Origin of the sequence: Adlercreutzia equolifaciens, assembly GCF_029076695.1 — a bacterium.
Classification (GTDB): Bacteria; Actinomycetota; Coriobacteriia; order Coriobacteriales; family Eggerthellaceae; genus Adlercreutzia; species Adlercreutzia equolifaciens_A.
Genome location: NZ_JARFIK010000002.1, coordinates 1236168 through 1254263 on the forward strand (window position 1 = coordinate 1236168; position 18096 = coordinate 1254263).

The following is an 18096-nucleotide window of genomic DNA, read 5'->3' on the forward strand; positions in this document are numbered from 1 at the left end:
TTGCTCCTACCAGTATCCCTTGGAGTGCTTGCGCTTGCGCTCGGGCTTCGGAGGACGGAAATCCAGGGCCAGCTGGCCGTCGGTCTGCCGCTCCTTCTTGTCCGCCGTGGCCGCCTGCTTGCGCTCCACCTTCTCGATGGTCCACGACACCGCCGTGGGGCCGAATAGCTCCAGCATTTTCAGCCGCGCGTCGTGCGTGTTGGCCTTGGTGCCCACCCGCGCATCGCTCTCAAATTCAAAGAGCCCGCGAGCGCGCTCAGAAGAGCCCTTCGGTGACAGATAATGCGCAACGTAGGTTTGCATAGCGCCCAAGCATCCTTTCTCTTAGTCCGCGAGCCATCATAGCACGGAAGGGAAATCCTGGCACAAGGAGCGTCGGTTCGCGCGGCAAACCCCCGTAAATGCCGCGTGCCGCCCCAGGGGAACCGGGGCGGCACGGAAAGGCGCCTGGGAGGGAGGGGCGCCGAGATACGCGCTGGCAGGCGGGTTTTCGGCAGCGGCCACCGGCCAGCGCCTCGGCAAAGGCGCAGTAGCTGTCAGAAGGCTTCGGGCCTTAGGCGTCCGGCGAGAGAGCCTGGCAGGCCGCAAGGGCCTCGGCGTATTGGGCGCGATAGGACGCCAGCTGCTGCTCAAGCACCGTCGTCTGGGTGGCGTCAAGCAGCGCCTCGGTGGCCTCGGCCACGGTCGAGAAGGGGCTCTCGGCCAGGGCGCTCTCCAGGCGATGGCGCGCGTGGCGCTCCGGCCCGATGCGGTAGCCCTTGAGAGACCCGGCGTACACGGCGGCACGGCGCAGCTCATCCACCCGCGCCTCCGATGCCCCTGCTTCGCCCTCTTGGGCGGCTTCCAGGGCGGCACGGGCACAGCGCTCCCCTTCCTCGGCCGCCGTCAGCAACGCCTGATGGGTCCCGTGCTCCTCGGCCGCGGCCGTCACCGCTGCGGCGTCGCGAGAGCGCTCAAGGCGCTCGGCCAGGGCCTCCATGGCAGGAAGCTCGGCATAGAGTTGTTCGAGGCGGTCAAAGGCCGCATCGATATCAACGGCATGGACGGGCACGCCGCTCACCCCCTTCGCAATCAAGAAGAAAAGGGCCTGCCGAAGCAGGTCCCTTTCGGCCTAGGTTAGTTCTGCTCCTGGTACACACCGGCCAGCTGCTCGCCGAGGCACTTGCCCTGAACCAGGCAGCGGCCATGGCTGTTGCCCTGGATGTTGATCGGGTAGTCCACCGCGTAGATGTCGCCGGCGCAGTTGCCGATGGCGTAGAGGCCGGGGATGGGCTCGTCGTCAGCGGTCAGCACCTCGAAGTTGTCGGAGATGTGGATGCCGCCCACCACGGCCAGCAGGCCGGGAGCCACCATGCAGGCGGTGAAGGGGCCCTCTTCGATGGGGAACAGAAACTGGCTCTCCTTGAAGAAGTCAGTGTCCTCGCCCTTGGCGCACAGCGCGTTGTAGCGCTCGACGGTGGCCTTCAGCTCGGCCGGATCCACCTCGATCAGCTCGGCCAGCTCCTCGAGCGTGTCGGCGCGCTTGTAGTAGGCCGGCACGTCGACCAGGCCGTTCTCCACGGTGCCCGTGTGGCCGTCCACGGCCTCCTGGGGCTCCGAGCCATAGGCACGGAAGGTGTCCCAGAACATGCCGCCGCCGGTCTCCAAGCTGCCCAGCAGGTCGGTCTGCCAGTTCTTGTCGAAGATGGACCAGGCGTGGTCGGCGCCGCCGTTCACCATGACGCCCAGGCACTTGCCCTGAACCCAGGTGGCCTCGTTCATGAAGCGCTTGCCCTCGGGGTTCACGAACAGGAAGGGGCCATGGAAGGTGGCCGCGGCCTGCGGGTGCATCATCGTGGGCCACGGGCCGTCCTGGAAGGCACCGCCGGCCCAGGCGGCCATGTTGTGGCCGTCGCCCACGTTGCCCTGGTCGGAGCACAGGCGGGTCATAACCTTGTTGGCAATGGGGGCGAACTCGTTGATGTACTCATCGCTGTAGCTCACGTCGCCCGTGGCCAGCACGACGCCCTTGCTGGCGTTGTACTGCACGTAGTTGCCGTCCTTGTCCTGGCAGATAGCGCCGGTCACCTTGCCGGACTCGTCCTGCACCAGCTGCACGGCGGGCATCTCGTAGACGAACTCGGCGCCCACCTTCTTAGCCTCGGCCTCGAACATGTACTCGACGAAGTCGGCCATGGTGTGCTCTTCGAAAATCGGGCCGCCGAACATGAAGTGGTAGCAGGCAATCTCGGGGTGCACCGTGGAGTTGGAGCCCACGGTCACCATGCACTGGGCACCGTTGGCCTCGGCCAGATCCAGGAACCAGTTCATGCAGCGCTCGGACTCGCGGAACCACTTGGCCACGAGGGACTCGCGGCAGCGGCTACCGCAGGTGGACACCCAGCGCTCCATCTCGATGGACTTGTCGAACTTGATACCCAGGTCGTCCAGGGCACGCGAGGCGATAGCGCCGGTGCCGCCCACGCCGTGGCCGTTCAGCACGGCGTCCTTCTCCACCAGAATAACCTTGGCGCCGTTCTCGGCTGCGGACAGGGCGCAGCAGGTGCCGGAGTAGCCGCCACCGATGATGAGCACCTCGGTGTCGACGGACTGAGTGATAGCGTCGGCCGCGATGGGCTCGGGCTTCACTTCCCAGGTGTGCTTGGCGCCGGTCTCGGCCAGGTTCTCACCCGCGGCCGTTTCGGCCGGAGCCTGGGGGCTGCAAGCAGCCATGCCGAGCGCTGCCACGCCGGCGGCGCTAACGGCAGCACCGCGAAGCAGGTTACGGCGAGAGATGTTGAGTTCCATATACCCTCCTTATAGGATCGAACATGCGCGTCCGAGGTTCCCTATCCCCCGGATGCATGGACCATAGTGACACGGCGTCACCGCGCGCCACAAACCGCAAGATGGGTGGTTCAAGAGCTGCGTCTCCATTCAACCCAGGCAATGGGAGGGGGCTCATCAGGGGGGACCCATTTTGGGTTGTTTTTACGTTTTGCCTGGTAGAGACCGTTCAACAAGGGCGCTCCAAGGTCTGGATCGCCCCCAAGGGCTCGGGGCGCCCTGCTAGAATAAGAAGGGTCAAGGGAGGGAACATGTCACAGAGCCGCGCCGGAAAACTGCTTGCCGGGCTGCAATTCCACCATTTGGGCTTCGGATTTTTCTGGGCCGTCACGTTTATTGCCCTGACCGGGTTTCAGGAGCGCGCGCAAATCCTTGAGCCCTGGCGCCTTTACACCTTGAGCGAGCAGGCGATCATTCCCCTGGCCGTAGCGCTGCTGGGCTTCGGATGCGCCCGTCGGTGCCGCGAGCTTCCCTCTTGGCTTTCCACGGTAGCTGCCTTCATGCTCAGCGGGGCGGCCCTCCTATACTTCCTCGTGTTCCATCTGGGAGACGCCTCCCTGGGGGCCGGCATGATCGCGGGCGTTCTCATGGGCGGCTCCTCGGCCCTCTTCTTTCTTCTTTGGCAAACCTTCTTTGTCAGCGAGGGGCGCCAGCGCTCCATTATCTACATTCCGCTCTCGGCCGTTTTGTCCATTGTCCTGTACTTTGTCGTAAGTCTTCTGCCCGAAGCGGCGCTCATGTTCACCTCAGTGGTAGTGCTGCCCTTCCTGGCCCTGCTCACGTTGCAGAGAAGTCTCTCTGAGATCGATCTGTACCCGCTGACCGTCTTCGATCGTACTGCCGTTGCCACCGTTGTTGCCGACCTTTGGCGCCCGGTGCTGTGCGTGTGCTCGGTAGGCTTTGTCTGGAAGCTGGTAGCGCGCCTGGGCACCGTTTCAAGCGAGGGCGCCACCATGGCCGTACTGCTGGGTTTTGCGGCGGCTGCGCTGGTGGTGGCCGCCCTGGAATTGTTCCTGACCCGCGGCTTCGACATCCTGCACATCTACCAGATGCTTTTTCCGGCTCTGACCGTTCTCTTTCTCGTTCCCTCGCTGCTGGGCAATCAGTACACCACGCTGCTGGTGGGATTCCTCATGTTCGGCTTCGAGGTGGTCAATCTTTTGCTGCTGGTCACGTGCGCCGTATACACCGCTCAGCACACCTTGCCACCCTCCCCGCTGTACGCGCTCTGCGTGGCGCCCGTACTTGCCTGCATGGTGGTGGGCGATGCCATCGGCCAAGCGCTGAGCCCCAGCGTTGCCGGCGATGTGGCCCACGGAGCCGCCGTTCTGCTGCTGTGCGTGGTGCTGCTCTCCATCGCCCTGGTCATTGTGGCCCGCGGCCGACGCAAAGTTCCCGCCACGGTCAGCAGCGAGCAGCTATCGTCCGGCAAGCCCGCCTTTCCGACCGTTGCTGAGACAGATGCGCAGATCGCTGTCGCAGAGTCGCCCGCGCAGGCCCTCGAGGATCGCCAGGAAGCCATGCACTCCTACCTGCGCGATCACGGCCTGTCGCCCCGCGAGACCGAGGTGGCCGAGCTGCTCATGCGCGGCCACAGCATTGCCGCCATTGCCAGCAAACTGTTCATCTCCGAGAACACCACCCGCGGCCACGTCAAGAACATCTACAAGAAGCTCGACGTGCACAGTCGCCAAGAACTGGTGGACCTGGGAGAGCAGGAGTTCGAGTAGCGCGTCGGGTGCTGGGTGGTGGCGCCGAGCTGGGAGCTGCGCAGCGCGAAGCGGTACATGAAGCGATGCCCCTTCACCCCCGAAGCCTCTGGGTGGTGGCGCCGAGTGGTCAATCGCTGGGTGTTTTCCATCGCACCGGATGTTGGCGGACTGCATCGTGGTCAAGCATCTGGCGTTTGCCATCATGTCGGCAGCCACGTGGTCAATCGCCGGGTGTTTTCCATCGCACCGGACGCCGGCGGACCGCGTTGTGGTCAAACATCGGGTATTTGCCATCATGCCGGTAGCTGCGTGGTCAATCGCCGGGTGTTTTCCATCGACACATCGTCAATAGGCCTTTTTTGGTCAATTACCCCGCGTTTTCCATCGATTAGACGGTCAATCAGGGGGCGATTTCCATCAACCTCACTATGCCCTCGCGTTTCCCCTGATCAGAACCATGCGCAAAAACCGTCCTCGCCTCGCGAGAGGCTGAATCGATGGAAATCACGCCCTGATTGACCAAAAATCTCCCCTTTTCACCTTACGGATGGAAAACGCACGCCAATTGACCACCGCCAAAAAGTTGTAGCAAAAGAAAAAGCAGGTCAGAAATTACTTCTGACCTGCTTTTAATTCTGGAGCCAGTGACAGGAATCGAACCCGCAACCCACTGATTACAAATCAGTTGCTCTACCGTTGAGCCACACTGGCGAAAACAACCCGAAGCCCTTTCAGCCGCCCCTCAGAGGAACTGCGGAACAAGCAGCTTCGCGTGTCGGAGTATTGTACGATAACCGTGCGTTTTGGGAAAGACTCGATCGCCGCCATCATCGAATCCGCACTCACTTTGGCCCGCTGGGGCCTTCCAGCCCTGCGGCCAGCCTCTCATCTCTCATGCGCCCACGCCGCCGTCGGTCGTGCACCCCCGTAGACCACCGTCCGACCAGGAGCGCAGCAGCGCGCTACTCCTTGGCACCCCACTGCTCGTAGTATTCCTCGATGCGTCCGTAAATTTCGTCGTCGATGACCACGCGGCCGGCCACCTCGTGGTTGTGCAGGAACTCCTTCACATCGGCCATGGACACAATGGAGGCAACGGGGAAGCCGTACTTCTCCTGCACTTCCTTCTGGGCCGTGGTGACGCCGCCCTTCCCCACTTCCATACGGTTGAGCGACACGATAAGGCCCTTCACGTCCACCTGGGCCGCCCCCATGAGGATGGGATAGGTCTCGTCGATGGACTTGCCCGAGGTGGTGACGTCCTCCACCATAATGACGCGATCGCCGTCGTGCAGCTCGGCACCCAGCAAGTTGCCCGCATCGGCGCCGTGGTCCTTCACTTCTTTGCGGTTGCAGCAGTACTTCACTTCCTTGCCGTACAGCTCCTGCAGCGCCATGGCGGTGACCACTGCCAGCGGAATACCCTTGTAGGCCGGCCCGAACACCACGTCGAAATCGAGCCCGAAGTTCTCGTTGATGGCCTGGGCGTAGTACAGACCCAGACGATGCAGCTGCTCGCCGGTCACATAGGCGCCGGCGTTCATGAAGAAGGGAGACTTGCGGCCGCTCTTCAGCGTGAAGTCGCCGAACTTCAGCACATCGCTTTCCACCATGAACTCGATAAACTCCTGCTGGTAGTTGTTCACGCAGGTCCCCTTTCACCGGGCAGCCGCCAAGCCGCGTTTTCATTGGAGCCATTATAGCCCATGGAGCCCGTACGGCAGCGAGCCGATTGCGGGACGAGCCCTCGACCCGTACGCGTCTACCTCCACGCCCTGCCACCATCGAGAGCAAAAGTCCCCTCGCGCCCACGGGAAGCCTTTCCCCGCCTTGCGGCCAAGCACAGTCCTTCATCCATTGCCGTCCGCCCCATTGCATTCGAACATTTATTCGGGTACTATAGCGTACATTCTTTCGTGCGAACAAGTGTGCGGTGAAGGGAGGCGCGGTGAACGTTATCGAGAAGCTGGAAATTCTCGCCGATGCAGCCAAATACGATGTGGCTTGCACCTCTTCCGGGGTAGACCGCTCGGGGCGCAACGGGCAGCTGGGCGCCACCAGAGCAGCAGGCTGCTGCCATTCCTTCACCCCCGACGGGCGCTGTATCACGCTGCTCAAAGTGCTCTTCACCAACGTGTGCACCTACGACTGCGCCTACTGCGTCAACCGCAAAAGCAACACCGAAGTGAAGCGCACCGCCTTCACCCCTCAGGAACTGGCCGATCTTACTATCGGCTTCTACCGCCGCAACTACATCGAAGGGCTCTTCCTCTCCTCGGGGGTTGTCGGCTGCCCCGATCGCACCACCGAGCTGATGGTCGAGGCTCTGCGCATTCTGCGGGAGGACTATGGCTTTCGCGGTTACATTCACGCGAAGGCCATTCCCGGTACGTCGGTAGAGCTGCTCGATGCCCTGGGGCGCCTCTCCGACCGCCTATCGGTCAACCTGGAATTGCCCAGCCAGCAGAGCCTGGGGCTTTTGGCGCCGGCGAAGTCCCGCGCCTCCATCCTGGCCCCCATGCGCCACATCCACGACTCTATTGCCGACGACAAGGAGTCCCGCGCTCGCAAGCGCAAGAATCTCACGATATATCAGTCGCTGGCCAAGCCGGTGCGGCGCGCCCGCGCCTTTGCCCCCGCTGGGCAGTCCACCCAAATGATCATCGGCGCCACCCCCGAAAGCGATTACCACATCCTCAACCTTTCAGCGTCGCTCTATCAAACCATGCAACTCAAGCGCGTATTCTTCAGCGCTTATCTGCCCGTCGTGAAAAACCCGCTCTTGCCCGCCACCGACGCCGTGCAGCTCAATCGCGAGCATCGCCTGTACCAGGCCGACTGGCTCATGCGTTTCTACGGGTTCAACGTGGCCGAAATCATCGACGAGGACCATCCCTTCCTCGAGCCCGACGTGGACCCGAAGGCCAACTGGGCCCTCAACCACCTGGACTTCTTCCCTGTTGAAGTGAACACCGCCCCGCTTGAGGCACTGCTGCGCGTACCGGGCATCGGCGTGCGCGGGGCGAAACTCATCCTGCGGGCGCGACGTCAGTCCACCCTAGGCGAAGCCGAGCTGCGCAAGCTGGGCATCGCCTACAAGCGCGCTCGCTACTTCATCACCATGAACGGCAGCTACGGAGGCAAGGGCGTCGACTTTTCCCGGGACGCCCTGCACGCGCGCCTGGCGGCCCCCATCGATGGCGGCCGCCACGGACGGCGCGCCGCCAAAACCACTCCCGGGCAAATGACGCTCTTCGAATCGACGGAACAAGCCGCAGTGCTTCCCGAGGCTTCGGCCAGCAACAAAGCCGCCCTGGAAACCGCCTTCGAGGCCCAACGGCGCGCCCTCAATGCCGCAAACGGCCCCGTAGCTGGCATCGCCATCGGTGCTTCCGCCGCCGTTGCCCCTTCCGCAGCCGCATCTTGCAGCACATCAAGGCGCGAGGAGAACGCCAAGGGATCCTCAAACGCGGCCCAGCGCGGAATGCCTCAGGCTGCCGGGCATCGCGTTACCAACCCCGGTCATCCCCTCCTTCAGGTAGGGTGAGGGCCGTGAGTGTCCAACACGTATCTTCCCAGGGCGCACAGCGCCTGGGGACACAATCCCAAGGTGCGCAGTCCCAGGGCGCACTGTCCCGAGATGCACGGTCCCGCGATGCGCGGTCCCGAGGCACGCAATCCCTGGGCGCCCCACCCTCCCCGGAAGTCTACGACGAGGTAGCCTATGCCTACGATGGCACCCTGGAGGGACTGCTTTCGGCCATCTTCGCCGCCTATGCCAACCACGAGTATCCCTCGGACGTGGCGCCAGCACGGTTGCTGCAACCCCGGTTGGGGCAGCGCGTAGCCTATATCGACACCAATGAGTCCCATGCCAAGCGCGTGGCCGCGGGCATCCGTCGCCAGTGCGGCTCCTACAGCTTCGAAGCCGTGAAGCGCGCCTCCCTCTCAGATCAGCCCGATGCCGGCACGGCCGCCTATCGCTTCGTGCGCTATGCCATGGACGAGCAGAAGCGCCGCGATTGCGCCACCTGCCGTAAAAGCGCCAGCTGCCCCGGCGCACGGGGCAAAGGCCCGTGCCCGAAGCGCCGAGCGGCGGCTTTCTCGGACATCTCGCACCCGGCTGTGGAGCCCCTGTTCAAAATAACCCGGGCCATCAACAACGAGTGCGAGCATATGCGGCAGTTCATCCGCTTCCAGCATTTGGGCGACGGTCAGGCTCAGGACCTCTGGTTTGCCCGCTGCAATCCCAAAGCCTCGGTGGTGCCGCTCATCATGCCCCACTTCGTCGAGCGCTTCAACGTACAGCCCTTCATCATCTACGACGAGGTGCACCACCTGGCCGGCGTCTACGACGGGGGCGATTGGTATCTGGTGAACACCGGCAGCGCCGAGAATCTCACCCTGCCCCTGCCCGACCCCACGGCCGAAGAGCAGCTCTACAGCGAGGCGTGGCGCACCTTCTACCGGTGCGTCTCCATCGATGCCCGCTACAACCCGGAACTGCGCCGTCACTTCATGCCGAAGCGCTTCTGGAAAAACCTCACTGAAATGCAGGAAACCCCTGCCGCGCTGCGCATGCAGGGGTAGAAAGCGACGCGTCCTTCCAGGGAGGGAAAGGACGCGTCGCGCACAGGGCAGAACGCCAGATCCCTACAGACAGAACACCAGCTCGTCGGTGGGGCCCGTCAGCTTTCCCGACAGCGGCTGCTCGCACTCGTAGGCAATGCCCACAGCCGGCCCCACATGAGTGCCGATAACGGGGCTCACCGGCAGCACATCCACCGCTCGTCCCACTAAAGGCTCAATGACCTCGCGGGCCCATTGCAGGGCCGGCGCCGCCGAGCCGATGTAGTGTACCACCACGCGCTTAAGTCCATGGGCGGCCACATCGTCCTGGAACACCTTGACCATATGGGCCATGGCCTTCTTCGTGGTACGTACCTTCGCCAGCGTGGTGGCCTCCCAATCGGCCACGGTCAGCACAGGGGTTATCTGCAGCAAGCTGCCCAACAGCGCCGAGGCACCGCCGATGCGACCACCAGCCTTCAGGAACGCCAGGCTCTCGGGCACGAACAGGAAGCGCGAGCTTCTCACCCCTTGAACCACCGCCTCGGTGCAGCCGTCAAGATCGGCGCCGGCATCCCGGGCATCGGCCGCATCGAGCACGGGAAACGCCTCGTCCCCGCAGTTGCTGGTGGAATCCACCAGAGCGCAGCGAAACTGGTCGAAGCGCTCTTTGCAGCGGCGCGCGCTGCGGATGGCGCCCTCAAAGGTGCCAGACATACGGGACGAGATGAAAACGCCCAGCACCTCGTCGCCGGCCGCGGCGGCCTTCTCGAAGAGCTGATCAAAGGTGTGCTGGGAGGGCTGACTTGACGAAGGAGGATTCTCGGCCATGACATGGATGTTCTCGTAGAAACGGTCCACATCCATCGTGGCATCCAAGTATTCCTGGCCCTCGTGATTCACATAAAGAGACACTACCTCGATATCGCGCTTCTCCGCCATGCCGGCGGGAAGAGAAGCTACCGAGTCGGTCACGATCTTAATCACAACGTCTCCTTTCCGAAGACCATTGAAACCGAGCAGCGGATGCGTCGGCCCCGAGGACCGACGGCCGATGCGAAACCGTTTCCGCCATGGTACCTAAGCGGCGACCCCATGACCAGGCTCCTAACAATTTTCGTCCACACCGGTAAAGTCAAAGGCAGGGATGAAGCTCTCCTCGCAGGCACCGCCCTCCTGCCAAAAGTAGTCCGCAACCCCCAGGCCATCGGCGTAATCCAAAAGCGCCTCGTATTCATCATCGGGCACCGTCTGCGCCAGCTGAGGATAGCGCTCCAACGCCCGTCGAGCGCCCGCGCGGCCCTCTCGGGCAAAGCGCGCGATCACCGGCGTGTACTGGTTCATAAGCGAAAGCCGCACGGAGCCTCCAAAGCGCTCGTGCAACAGCTTCACAACCGCCTTGGAGTTGTCCAAGGCCCCCGGCAGCAGCAGATGGCGCACGACCACGCCGCCTGTCAGGCGCTCTTGGCCGCGATACTCGTCGTAGCGCGGCTCCCCCGCCGTTTCCACCATGGCCTCAAGGGCCGCCAGGGCAACGTCGCAGTAATCGGCAGCATGGGAGTACGCGGCCGCCAAGGTGCCGTCGACGTACTTGAAATCAGTCAGATAGCCATCGACAAAACCGCTGTTGGCCTCAATGGCCTCCACGGTCTCATAGCCGCTGGTGTTCCACAGCACCGGCAGCGCCATGCCATCGGCTCGGGCTCGCTCCACTGCCTGGCGAATCTGCGGAGCGTAGTGGGTGGGCGTGACGCAGTTGATATTGAGCGCCCCCGCCTCTTGAAGCTGGCCCATAATGGCGGCCAAACGCTCCACCGACACAGGCCGCCCCTGCTCCCCCAGGGCAATGTCGGCGTTCTGGCAGTACACGCAGCGCAGCGGACAGTGAGCGAAGAAGATCGTCCCACTGCCGTCCTCGCCGGAAATGGGCGGCTCTTCCCAATAATGCAGGGCCGCCCGCGCCACGCGCAGATCGGCGGGCGCACCGCACACCCCACGCTGACCCGCGGCTCGGTTAACGGCACACCCCCGAGGGCAGAGCCGGCATGCTTCCATCGAGGAAGCGTTTTCTGCGCCTACCAGCACGCCACGCCTCCGGCACCGCTAGTTGCTCGAGAAATCGAAGTCGTCGAAGTCGTGGTCGTGGCCGCAACCGTCATCGAACTCGTCGCCCCAGTCGTCCTCGTCCGAGGAGTGCTGCCCGTAGGCCTGCTCGGCCCGCGTCCAGTCAAGACCGGCAGCGGCTCCCTCCGCCTCTTCGTGGTAGATAAGCGTCAAGGCGGCCGGCGCCATATCGGCACCGCCGATGACGGCCAAAAGCTCCAGAAGATGCATCATGGCCTCCGCCTGGGGCAAAATGAGCTCGGCGTCGTCAGCGGCCATAAGCGCCGAAGACAGCTCGGCCAGCAGCATCTCCACCGTATAGGCGCCGGTGAAGCGCTTTTCGCGCAGGGCGCGCACCACGGGATCGGCCTCTTGGCCGCCCAGGCGCACATCGAGCTTACCTGCCGTGCCCACGCTGCGCGCCACCGCGTCATTGAGGGCCTGGGCCTCAATGACCGACACCAAATGCGCCGCCAGCTCCAAGGTGTGCCCGGCGCGCACCAACTGAGCCGCGCCCGGGGCCCCCACATCCCGCACTTCGCCGAACACGGCCTCCAGCAGCGCCTGGGCCTCGACGGGCACGTCGCCCTCGCACGCCACGGGTGCCATAAGGTTATCAGGGCCGAAGGCCGGATCAGCCACCAGGGAGCGCACGGTCAAGGGCGCTTCCACCATGACCAGGTCGTTCACCGTGGCCACGGCGTTGATCTCGCGGGCGAAGTTCGGCGTGGTAGCCGACAGGTCGATCAGCACCGCCCCCGGCGCCATCACCGTGACCAGACCATCGTCGCCGAAGTAGAGATCCTCAAGCGCCGTCTGGGACGTGCAGAAGGTAACCACGAGCGACGCCGAGGCCACGTCCTGCACCCGCTTGAATCCCGCGGCGGCCAAGCGCGGCTCCACGGCCCCAATGAACGACGGGGCGCCCACGTAGGCGTACAGATTTGCCATGACTACCGCTCTCCCTTCACTTTGCGTGCAATACGGTCGGCTACCGACACGTTCTCGCGCTTATCGCGCCCCCAGAACACCACGGCCAGCATTTCGGGACCCACATGGCTGCCGATGGTGGGGCCGATGCTGCACTCGAGGCACAGCACATTCGGATCCTCCTTCATGAGCAGCTCCTTCAGACGCTGCGCGTCTTTCGGGCAGTCCGCATGGCCGATGACCACGGCGTGGCTCGGACCCGAGGCGTCGACGTTCTTTTTGTAGTACTCCACTAGCTGCTTGATGCCCTTTTTGCGGCCACGAGCCACGCCGATCAGGGCCAACTTGCCGTCCTCGCCAATGTTGAGCAGGGGCTTCACATCCAGCGCGGCGCCCGCCACGGCCACCGAAGCGGGAATGCGCCCGCCGCGGCGCAGCGCGTCCAGGTCGTCGACCATGAACTCCTCGTTCACGAAGCAGCGCGCCTCGGTGGCCCAGGCGGCCAGCTCGGCCGCCGTCATGCCCTTCTCGTGCTGGACGAGCGCCTCGCAGACCAGCAGACCCTCGGCCACCGAGGCCAGACGCGTATCCACCAGGTGAAGCTCGAAGTCGGGATAGTCCGCCAACACCTGGTCGCGCACGACGCAGGCGGCATCGAAAGTGGCCGACAGTCCACTGGAGAAGGCCAAGTATACGGTGGGAACGCCGGCCTTGGCCGCCTCGGTGAATGTCTCAGTCAGGGTTTGCAGCGATACTTGGGCCGTGGAGGGCTCGGCGCCCTTGCGCATAGCCTCGTAGAATTCCTGCGCCGACGAGGACTCGAACAGATCGTCCTCATAGGTGCCCCCCTCGACAATGTAGGGAAACTTCATCAGCGTCACGCCGTCGCGCTTGACCATCCGAGCGGGCAAATCGCAGCACGAGTCGATGATCAAATGGCAGTCGGCCATATCTGACCCCTTCCTGGACAAGGCAGGCCCCGTCCTTTTCGATTTAACGGCACCAAGGCGCCGCCTTCTTACCGGGAGCGCCGCCCACGACGCCCCCAAACGCAGTTACAGAATATGGCGCAACTCGGCCACCAGACGGCGACGGCGCTCGTTGAGCCCCAGCTCCAAACCAACCGGATAGGTATGGGGGTTGAGAATGCGCAGCTGGCTTTCATCCAAGGTTTCGAGCCCCTCCTGGGCGCGACGGCGCGCCGCCATGGCCGAGCGGCCTTCGGCGTCGAGTACCACGCGACCGTCCCGGGCCAGAGGCTTCAACAGCGTCTCGAAGTGCAGACCCTGGAGGTTCTTCTGACGCAGATCGTCGAGCGGGTCGACGATGATCTCGCGGGCATCGGGCACTTCGTTGATGTCGAACACCATGTCGCCGGCGATATGACCGTCGGCCTGGTAGTAACGGCGCACATCGAGCACGCCCGGGGTGGTCAGCTTTGCCGCCGACTCGGAAATCTTCAGACGGTTCGTCCAAGGGGAATCGGGCGTGGCGCGCACGGCCGACAGCTTGTACACGCCGCCCAAGGTGGGCTGATCGTAGGCGCTGGCCAGCTTCGTGCCCACGCCGAAGGACATGACGTCGGCCCCCTCGTCCAAAATGGACTTGATGGTGTACTCGTCCAAATCGTTGGACAGCACAATACCGCAGTCCTCCAGCCCCGCCTCGTCGAGCATCGAGCGGGCCATCTTGGAGAGCCACGACAAGTCGCCGGAATCGATGCGAATGCCCGCCAGGCGCTCGCCGCGCTCCTTCATCTCCAGACCTACGGTAATGGCATTCTTGATGCCCTGCTCCACGTCGTAGGAATCGACAAGAAGAATGCAGTTGTTCGGGAATACGCGGGCATACTCGCGGAAGGCCGTCAGCTCGTCGTCAAAGGACATGACCCAGGAATGGGCATGGGTACCCGATACGGGGATATTGAAAAGCTTGCCGGCCAGCACATCGGAGGTGGAGGCGCAGCCGCCAACCACCGCGGCACGCGACGCCCACACGCCGCCGAGGCCCTGGGCTCGACGCAGTCCGAACTCGGCCACCGGGCGCCCTTGGGCCGCCCGGCAGACGCGCGCCGCCTTGGTGGCAATGAGCGTCTGGAAGTTCACCATGTTGAGCAGCGCCGTCTCGATGAGCTGGCACTGCATGATGGGGCCGGTCACGCGCACCAAGGGCTCGTGGGGAAACACGATAGTGCCCTCGGGCACCGCCGCAATGTCCAGCGAAAGCTCTAAGTTCCGCAGGTACTCCAAAAATTCTGGGGCGAACAGGCGGCCGCCGCCCGGCGCGTCAAGTGAGGCCAGGTAGGCCACATCGTCGTCGCTAAAGCCGAAGCTCTCCACCAGATCGGCCAGCTGCGCCATGCCGCAGGCCACCGCATAGCCCCCCTTGAAGGGGTAGTCGCGGAAGTACATAGTGAAGCAGGCCTGTTCGTTCACTTTGCCCGCATCCCAATAGCCCTGGGCCATGGTGATCTGGTACAAGTCGGTGAGAAGCGCGTAATCAACTTTCATGTGTAAGAGGCCTTCCTAATTGCCCGAACCGTTAGCGCCTGCGTTGCCGCCAGACGCTCCATTTCCCCCGGCCCCCTCACTTTTCTGCTTATGGCTGCGGCGCCGGCGACGGGGCTTCCGCTGAGCCTCGCCCTCGGTCTTGGGCGCCGAGCCCTGACCCGCGGGCCGTGCCCCGCCCTTGCCCGACGCGCCCTCGCCCCGGCGCGCCGCATCGTCGTGCTGACGCAGGCCCGAGGACTTCTGCCCGGGACGGGGGGCACCGCTCTTGGCCTTGCGGCTCGAAGAGGACTTTCCCTGCCCCTGCTTGGCACCGGAAGATGCCTTGGCGCCGTCGGCGCGCGTCGAGCCTCCGTCGCGGGAACGGCGCACGCGTTTGGGAGCACCGTCCTTGGCGCCATCGCCCTTTCCCTCGCTGCGCGAGGTGGACACGCGCTCCAAGGCGTGCCCGTCTTCGCCTTGGGCCAACTTCGTGGAGCGGCGGCGGCGACGGGGCGGCTGAGTCGGCGCGGGCGCCTCGGCATTGCCACCGCGGCCGCTGCGGCGCGAACGGCTGCTGGACGAGGAGCTCGACCGACGCGAGCCCTCATCGCTCTTCTTCGAGCGACCACCGCCGCCCGTATGGCGCACCTTCGGCCCCTCGGCCAGCTTATCCGAGCCGGTGAACTGGCTCGTGGTGAAAATGAGCGCCTCGCTCTGCATGGGGCTGTGCTCAGTGGTGGCCTCTTCCCAGGCCTCCTCTCCCACCACGGTGGGACGGTTGCCCTCTTTCGGCGGATCGAAATCGGCCAGGGGCACCTTCACCGGCTTTTCGCCCTCCACCTTGAGCGAGATGATTTCGCGCGGCACATCGTGGTCCACCACCTTGGCCGGACCCATGGGCGTCTGCACCGTGCCGTTCAGCTTGGGCGCGCGGCTCTTGAAGTCCTTGTAGGCGTCGAACTCATAGCGCAGACAGCACATCAGGCGCCCGCACAGACCCGAGATCTTCTGGGGATTGAGCGAGAGGCCCTGCTCCTTGGCCATGCGAATGGACACGGGGCAGAACTCGCCGCCCAAGCGCTTGCAGCACAGCTCCTGACCGCAGTGGCCCAGGCCGCCCACCATGCGCGCCTCGTCGCGCACGCCGATCTGGCGCATGTCGATGCGCACGTGGAAATGGGCCGCCAGCTTGCGCACCAGCTCGCGGAAGTCGATGCGCTCCTCGGCCTCGAAGTAGAAGACCGCCTTGTCGCCGTCGAGCAGGAACTCCACGGACACCGGATGCATGTCCTCGTGGGCCTCGCGCGCCATGTCCTTGAACACCGGCAGCGCCTCGCGGGACTTCGCCTCCATTTCGGCGGCGCGCTCCACGTCCTCGTCCGTGGCCAGGCGCTCCACGGGACGCAGGGGCGTCTTCAAAGCCTTCACCTGCTCCTCAGGCACCTCGATAATGTCGCTGGCCGCAATGCCGAACTCGGTACCGCGGGCCGTGCGCACCACCACCGGGGCGTCTTTCTCGATAACCAGATCGCCGGGATCGAACCAGAGCGTCCGGGGGTTAAATGTCAAGTTAATCGGTGCTACCCGAACCATGCAAAACCTCTCTTACATCAAACAGCAACGTGTCGATGCACGTTTCTGGGGATACATTATAGGCAAGGGCGCGCTCGCAGGCGTCCACCTTGGCGGCGGCCGCGGCCAGAGGAGCCGGGGCCAGGCCCGCGAACACCTCGCTCAAGCGGTCGATGACGTCGACGTTGATGACTAGCTCGGGCGTACCCGAGACCAGCATGAGCCCGTCGCGCAGCCACGAGCGCGTGAGGGACAGCGTTTGACGCAGGCTCTCCCGCGTCTTTGCCGACAGCTGCCGTTTATGGCGGCGCTCAATCTCGCGCAGGGCCGATTTCTGCAAGAAGTCGGCGTTCTCGGCCAGTTCGGCCTCTTGGCTCTCGCGCATGGCGTCCAAGGGCGCCTGGGAGGCCTTGACCATATCGGCCGCCATCTCCAGCACGTCCCAGTCGTCGGCGTAGGGCAGGCGGAACAAGTTCTCGAACAGCTGCGTGCGAAACGCCAAGCGCTCGTTGTTGGGCGCGCGAAGAAAACCCACGGCTCCGGTAATGGAGCCCCCGCAGGCCTCGATGGCAATGCGCGCCTGGTCGGTGGGCGCCCCGGTATTCTGGGACACGATGGCCGCCGCCTCCGAGGCGGGAATATGGCGAAACGGCACCACCTGGCAGCGCGACAAAATGGTGGGAAGCACCGACTCGCGCGTGCGCGCCAGCAGGATGAACACCACATCGTCAGCCGGCTCTTCCAGGGTTTTCAGGAAACTGTTGGCGGCGCTGACGCCCAACTGGTCCACGCGGTCGAGAATGTAGATCTTGCGCGTGCTCTGGATGGGGGCCAAGGCGGTATCGGATACGATGTCGCGCACCTGCTCCACCAGATAGCCCGCCGCCCCTTCCGGGGCGAAGTAGCGCACGTCGGGGTGCTTGCGCCGAGCAATGCGACCGCACTGGTCGCAGGCGCCGCATAGACCGCCCCGCGGCCCATGGGGACCCTTGGGGCACAGCAGCGCCTGGGCCAGGGCGTACGCCGCGCTGGTCTTGTTCGAGCCCGCCGGGCCCACGAACAGGTAGGCCTGGGTAACGCGCTCGGAAACCACCGAGGCGCGCAAAAACTCGCGCACCTGGGGCTGGCCCAGTATGTTCTCGAAGGCGTCAGCCATCGATACGCTCCTTTTCGAGGCGCTTGCGCGCCATCTCCTCAGCCACCACGGTATCCAGCACTTCCTGACCGGATGCCAGAAACGCGCCAGCTTCGGGAAGCACCTCGGACACCGCCTCCAGCACCAAGCGGAACGTATCGGCGCGATGGCGCTGCGACTCCACAGTGTGCACGCGGCTCGGATCGGCAGCGGCCAGGGCCGCAAAACCCTCCCCCACGCGATCATGGAACTCGTCTCCGGCGCGCTCGAGGCGGTCGGCCTCGGCGCGATGGCCCATGCGCACGCGCACGGTCTCGGCGGGTGCCACCAGCAGCACCGTGGCATCGGGGGCGACGCCGGCGCAAGCGAAGCCATTGACCGCCTCGATGAACGAGCGGTCGAGCCCGCGCCCGTACCCCTGGTAGGCCACCGTAGAGTCGGCGAAGCGATCGCACAGCACCACGGCCCCGCGGCTGAGCGCCGGAGCAATGACCTCGGCCACAATTTGAGCGCGGGCCGCCTCGTAGATGAGCAGCTCGGCTCGATCGCTCATGGCCTCATGGGCCGGATCGAGCACCACGGCGCGCAGGGCCTCGCCCACGGCCGTACCGCCGGGCTCGCGCAGGCAGAGCACCTCGCGCCCCGCGTCCCGCAGCACGCGGGCCAGGAAGCGGATCTGGGTGGACTTGCCGGCGCCGTCTCCGCCCTCGAAGGTGACGAAGGTGCCGGGATATGTGCGTACGGCCTCGGACACGGTCAG

Annotated in this window: 15 protein-coding genes and 1 tRNA gene; 3 read left to right on the top strand and 13 right to left on the bottom strand. The window is 64.5% G+C overall.

The genetic code is table 11. The annotated features are described in order from the left end of the window. Nucleotides 1-6 precede the first annotated feature (6 nt). From PZH32_RS10685 to PZH32_RS10695, 3 genes are all read right to left on the bottom strand, one after another. Complete coding sequence (locus tag PZH32_RS10685; RefSeq protein ID WP_275208148.1) at nucleotides 7-303, bottom strand: hypothetical protein; 297 nt, start codon at nucleotides 301-303, stop codon at nucleotides 7-9. A gap of 250 nt (nucleotides 304-553) precedes the next feature. Further along, entirely contained in the window at nucleotides 554-1051 is a 498-nt protein-coding gene (locus PZH32_RS10690) for a hypothetical protein (RefSeq protein WP_275208149.1), read from the bottom strand. Nucleotides 1052-1116: 65 nt separating this feature from the next. Then, a complete protein-coding gene (locus PZH32_RS10695; RefSeq protein ID WP_275208151.1) occupies nucleotides 1117-2787 on the bottom strand; it encodes an FAD-dependent oxidoreductase in 1671 nt (556 codons plus the stop codon). 290 nt (nucleotides 2788-3077) lie between these two features. Between PZH32_RS10695 and PZH32_RS10700 the strand changes: the two genes are divergently transcribed. Beyond that, nucleotides 3078-4556, top strand: coding sequence for a helix-turn-helix transcriptional regulator (locus PZH32_RS10700; RefSeq protein WP_275208153.1), 1479 nt, complete (start codon nucleotides 3078-3080; stop codon nucleotides 4554-4556). 618 nt (nucleotides 4557-5174) lie between these two features. Here the strand turns inward: PZH32_RS10700 and PZH32_RS10705 are convergent. Together PZH32_RS10705 and pyrE are read right to left on the bottom strand one after the other, a co-directional pair. Further along, nucleotides 5175-5249, bottom strand: a tRNA-Thr gene (locus PZH32_RS10705). 251 nt (nucleotides 5250-5500) lie between these two features. Then, nucleotides 5501-6184 (bottom strand): orotate phosphoribosyltransferase, encoded by a 684-nt coding sequence (pyrE, locus tag PZH32_RS10710; protein ID WP_275208154.1) that lies wholly within the window; start codon nucleotides 6182-6184, stop codon nucleotides 5501-5503. Between the two features lie 302 nt (nucleotides 6185-6486). On the opposite strand from pyrE, the gene PZH32_RS10715 reads away from it, so the two are divergent. After that, on the top strand, nucleotides 6487-8085 hold the full coding sequence (locus tag PZH32_RS10715; RefSeq protein WP_275208155.1) for a putative DNA modification/repair radical SAM protein: 1599 nt from the start codon (nucleotides 6487-6489) through the stop codon (nucleotides 8083-8085). Between the two features lie 5 nt (nucleotides 8086-8090). After that, on the top strand, nucleotides 8091-9128 hold the full coding sequence (locus PZH32_RS10720; protein ID WP_275208156.1) for a TIGR03915 family putative DNA repair protein: 1038 nt from the start codon (nucleotides 8091-8093) through the stop codon (nucleotides 9126-9128). A gap of 63 nt (nucleotides 9129-9191) precedes the next feature. Here PZH32_RS10720 and PZH32_RS10725 read toward each other — a convergent pair whose 3' ends face one another. The 8 genes from PZH32_RS10725 to tmk all read right to left on the bottom strand — a co-directional run bounded on the left by PZH32_RS10725 (nucleotide 9192) and on the right by tmk (nucleotide 18090). Continuing rightward, nucleotides 9192-10094: a DegV family protein gene (locus PZH32_RS10725; RefSeq protein WP_275208157.1), complete on the bottom strand. Its 903-nt coding sequence runs from the start codon at nucleotides 10092-10094 to the stop codon at nucleotides 9192-9194. Nucleotides 10095-10214: 120 nt separating this feature from the next. Beyond that, nucleotides 10215-11192 (bottom strand): 4Fe-4S cluster-binding domain-containing protein, encoded by a 978-nt coding sequence (locus tag PZH32_RS10730; RefSeq protein ID WP_275208159.1) that lies wholly within the window; start codon nucleotides 11190-11192, stop codon nucleotides 10215-10217. 18 nt (nucleotides 11193-11210) lie between these two features. Further along, nucleotides 11211-12161, bottom strand: a complete 951-nt coding sequence (locus PZH32_RS10735; protein ID WP_275208160.1) for an NAD(P)-binding domain-containing protein — start codon at nucleotides 12159-12161, stop codon at nucleotides 11211-11213. Nucleotides 12162-12163: 2 nt separating this feature from the next. Beyond that, nucleotides 12164-13090 (bottom strand): DegV family protein, encoded by a 927-nt coding sequence (locus PZH32_RS10740; protein WP_275208162.1) that lies wholly within the window; start codon nucleotides 13088-13090, stop codon nucleotides 12164-12166. 105 nt (nucleotides 13091-13195) lie between these two features. Further along, nucleotides 13196-14650 carry a nicotinate phosphoribosyltransferase gene (locus tag PZH32_RS10745; protein WP_275208164.1) on the bottom strand — a complete coding sequence of 485 codons (1455 nt, stop codon included), beginning with the start codon at nucleotides 14648-14650 and terminating at the stop codon, nucleotides 13196-13198. A 15-nt stretch (nucleotides 14651-14665) separates the two neighbouring features. Next, nucleotides 14666-16222 (bottom strand): PSP1 domain-containing protein, encoded by a 1557-nt coding sequence (locus tag PZH32_RS10750; protein ID WP_275208166.1) that lies wholly within the window; start codon nucleotides 16220-16222, stop codon nucleotides 14666-14668. After that, nucleotides 16200-17357, bottom strand: coding sequence for an ATP-binding protein (locus tag PZH32_RS10755; RefSeq protein WP_275208168.1), 1158 nt, complete (start codon nucleotides 17355-17357; stop codon nucleotides 16200-16202). Before PZH32_RS10755 ends, PZH32_RS10750 begins: the two co-directional genes overlap by 23 nt. Then, entirely contained in the window at nucleotides 17350-18090 is a 741-nt protein-coding gene (gene tmk, locus PZH32_RS10760; protein WP_275208170.1) for a dTMP kinase, read from the bottom strand. The genes PZH32_RS10755 and tmk overlap by 8 nt, the downstream gene beginning before the upstream one ends. Nucleotides 18091-18096 lie beyond the last annotated feature (6 nt).

What these genes read in the sequence shown, in the direction of transcription:
- PZH32_RS10685 (WP_275208148.1), bottom strand. Translation starts at nt 303, where the DNA reads ATGCAAACCTACGTTGCGCATTATCTGTCACCGAAGGGCTCTTCTGAG.
- PZH32_RS10695 (WP_275208151.1), bottom strand. Translation starts at nt 2,787, where the DNA reads ATGGAACTCAACATCTCTCGCCGTAACCTGCTTCGCGGTGCTGCCGTT.
- PZH32_RS10700 (WP_275208153.1), top strand. Translation starts at nt 3,078, where the DNA reads ATGTCACAGAGCCGCGCCGGAAAACTGCTTGCCGGGCTGCAATTCCAC.
- PZH32_RS10735 (WP_275208160.1), bottom strand. Translation starts at nt 12,161, where the DNA reads ATGGCAAATCTGTACGCCTACGTGGGCGCCCCGTCGTTCATTGGGGCC.
- PZH32_RS10740 (WP_275208162.1), bottom strand. Translation starts at nt 13,090, where the DNA reads ATGGCCGACTGCCATTTGATCATCGACTCGTGCTGCGATTTGCCCGCT.
- PZH32_RS10745 (WP_275208164.1), bottom strand. Translation starts at nt 14,650, where the DNA reads ATGAAAGTTGATTACGCGCTTCTCACCGACTTGTACCAGATCACCATG.
- PZH32_RS10750 (WP_275208166.1), bottom strand. Translation starts at nt 16,222, where the DNA reads ATGGTTCGGGTAGCACCGATTAACTTGACATTTAACCCCCGGACGCTC.
- PZH32_RS10755 (WP_275208168.1), bottom strand. Translation starts at nt 17,357, where the DNA reads ATGGCTGACGCCTTCGAGAACATACTGGGCCAGCCCCAGGTGCGCGAG.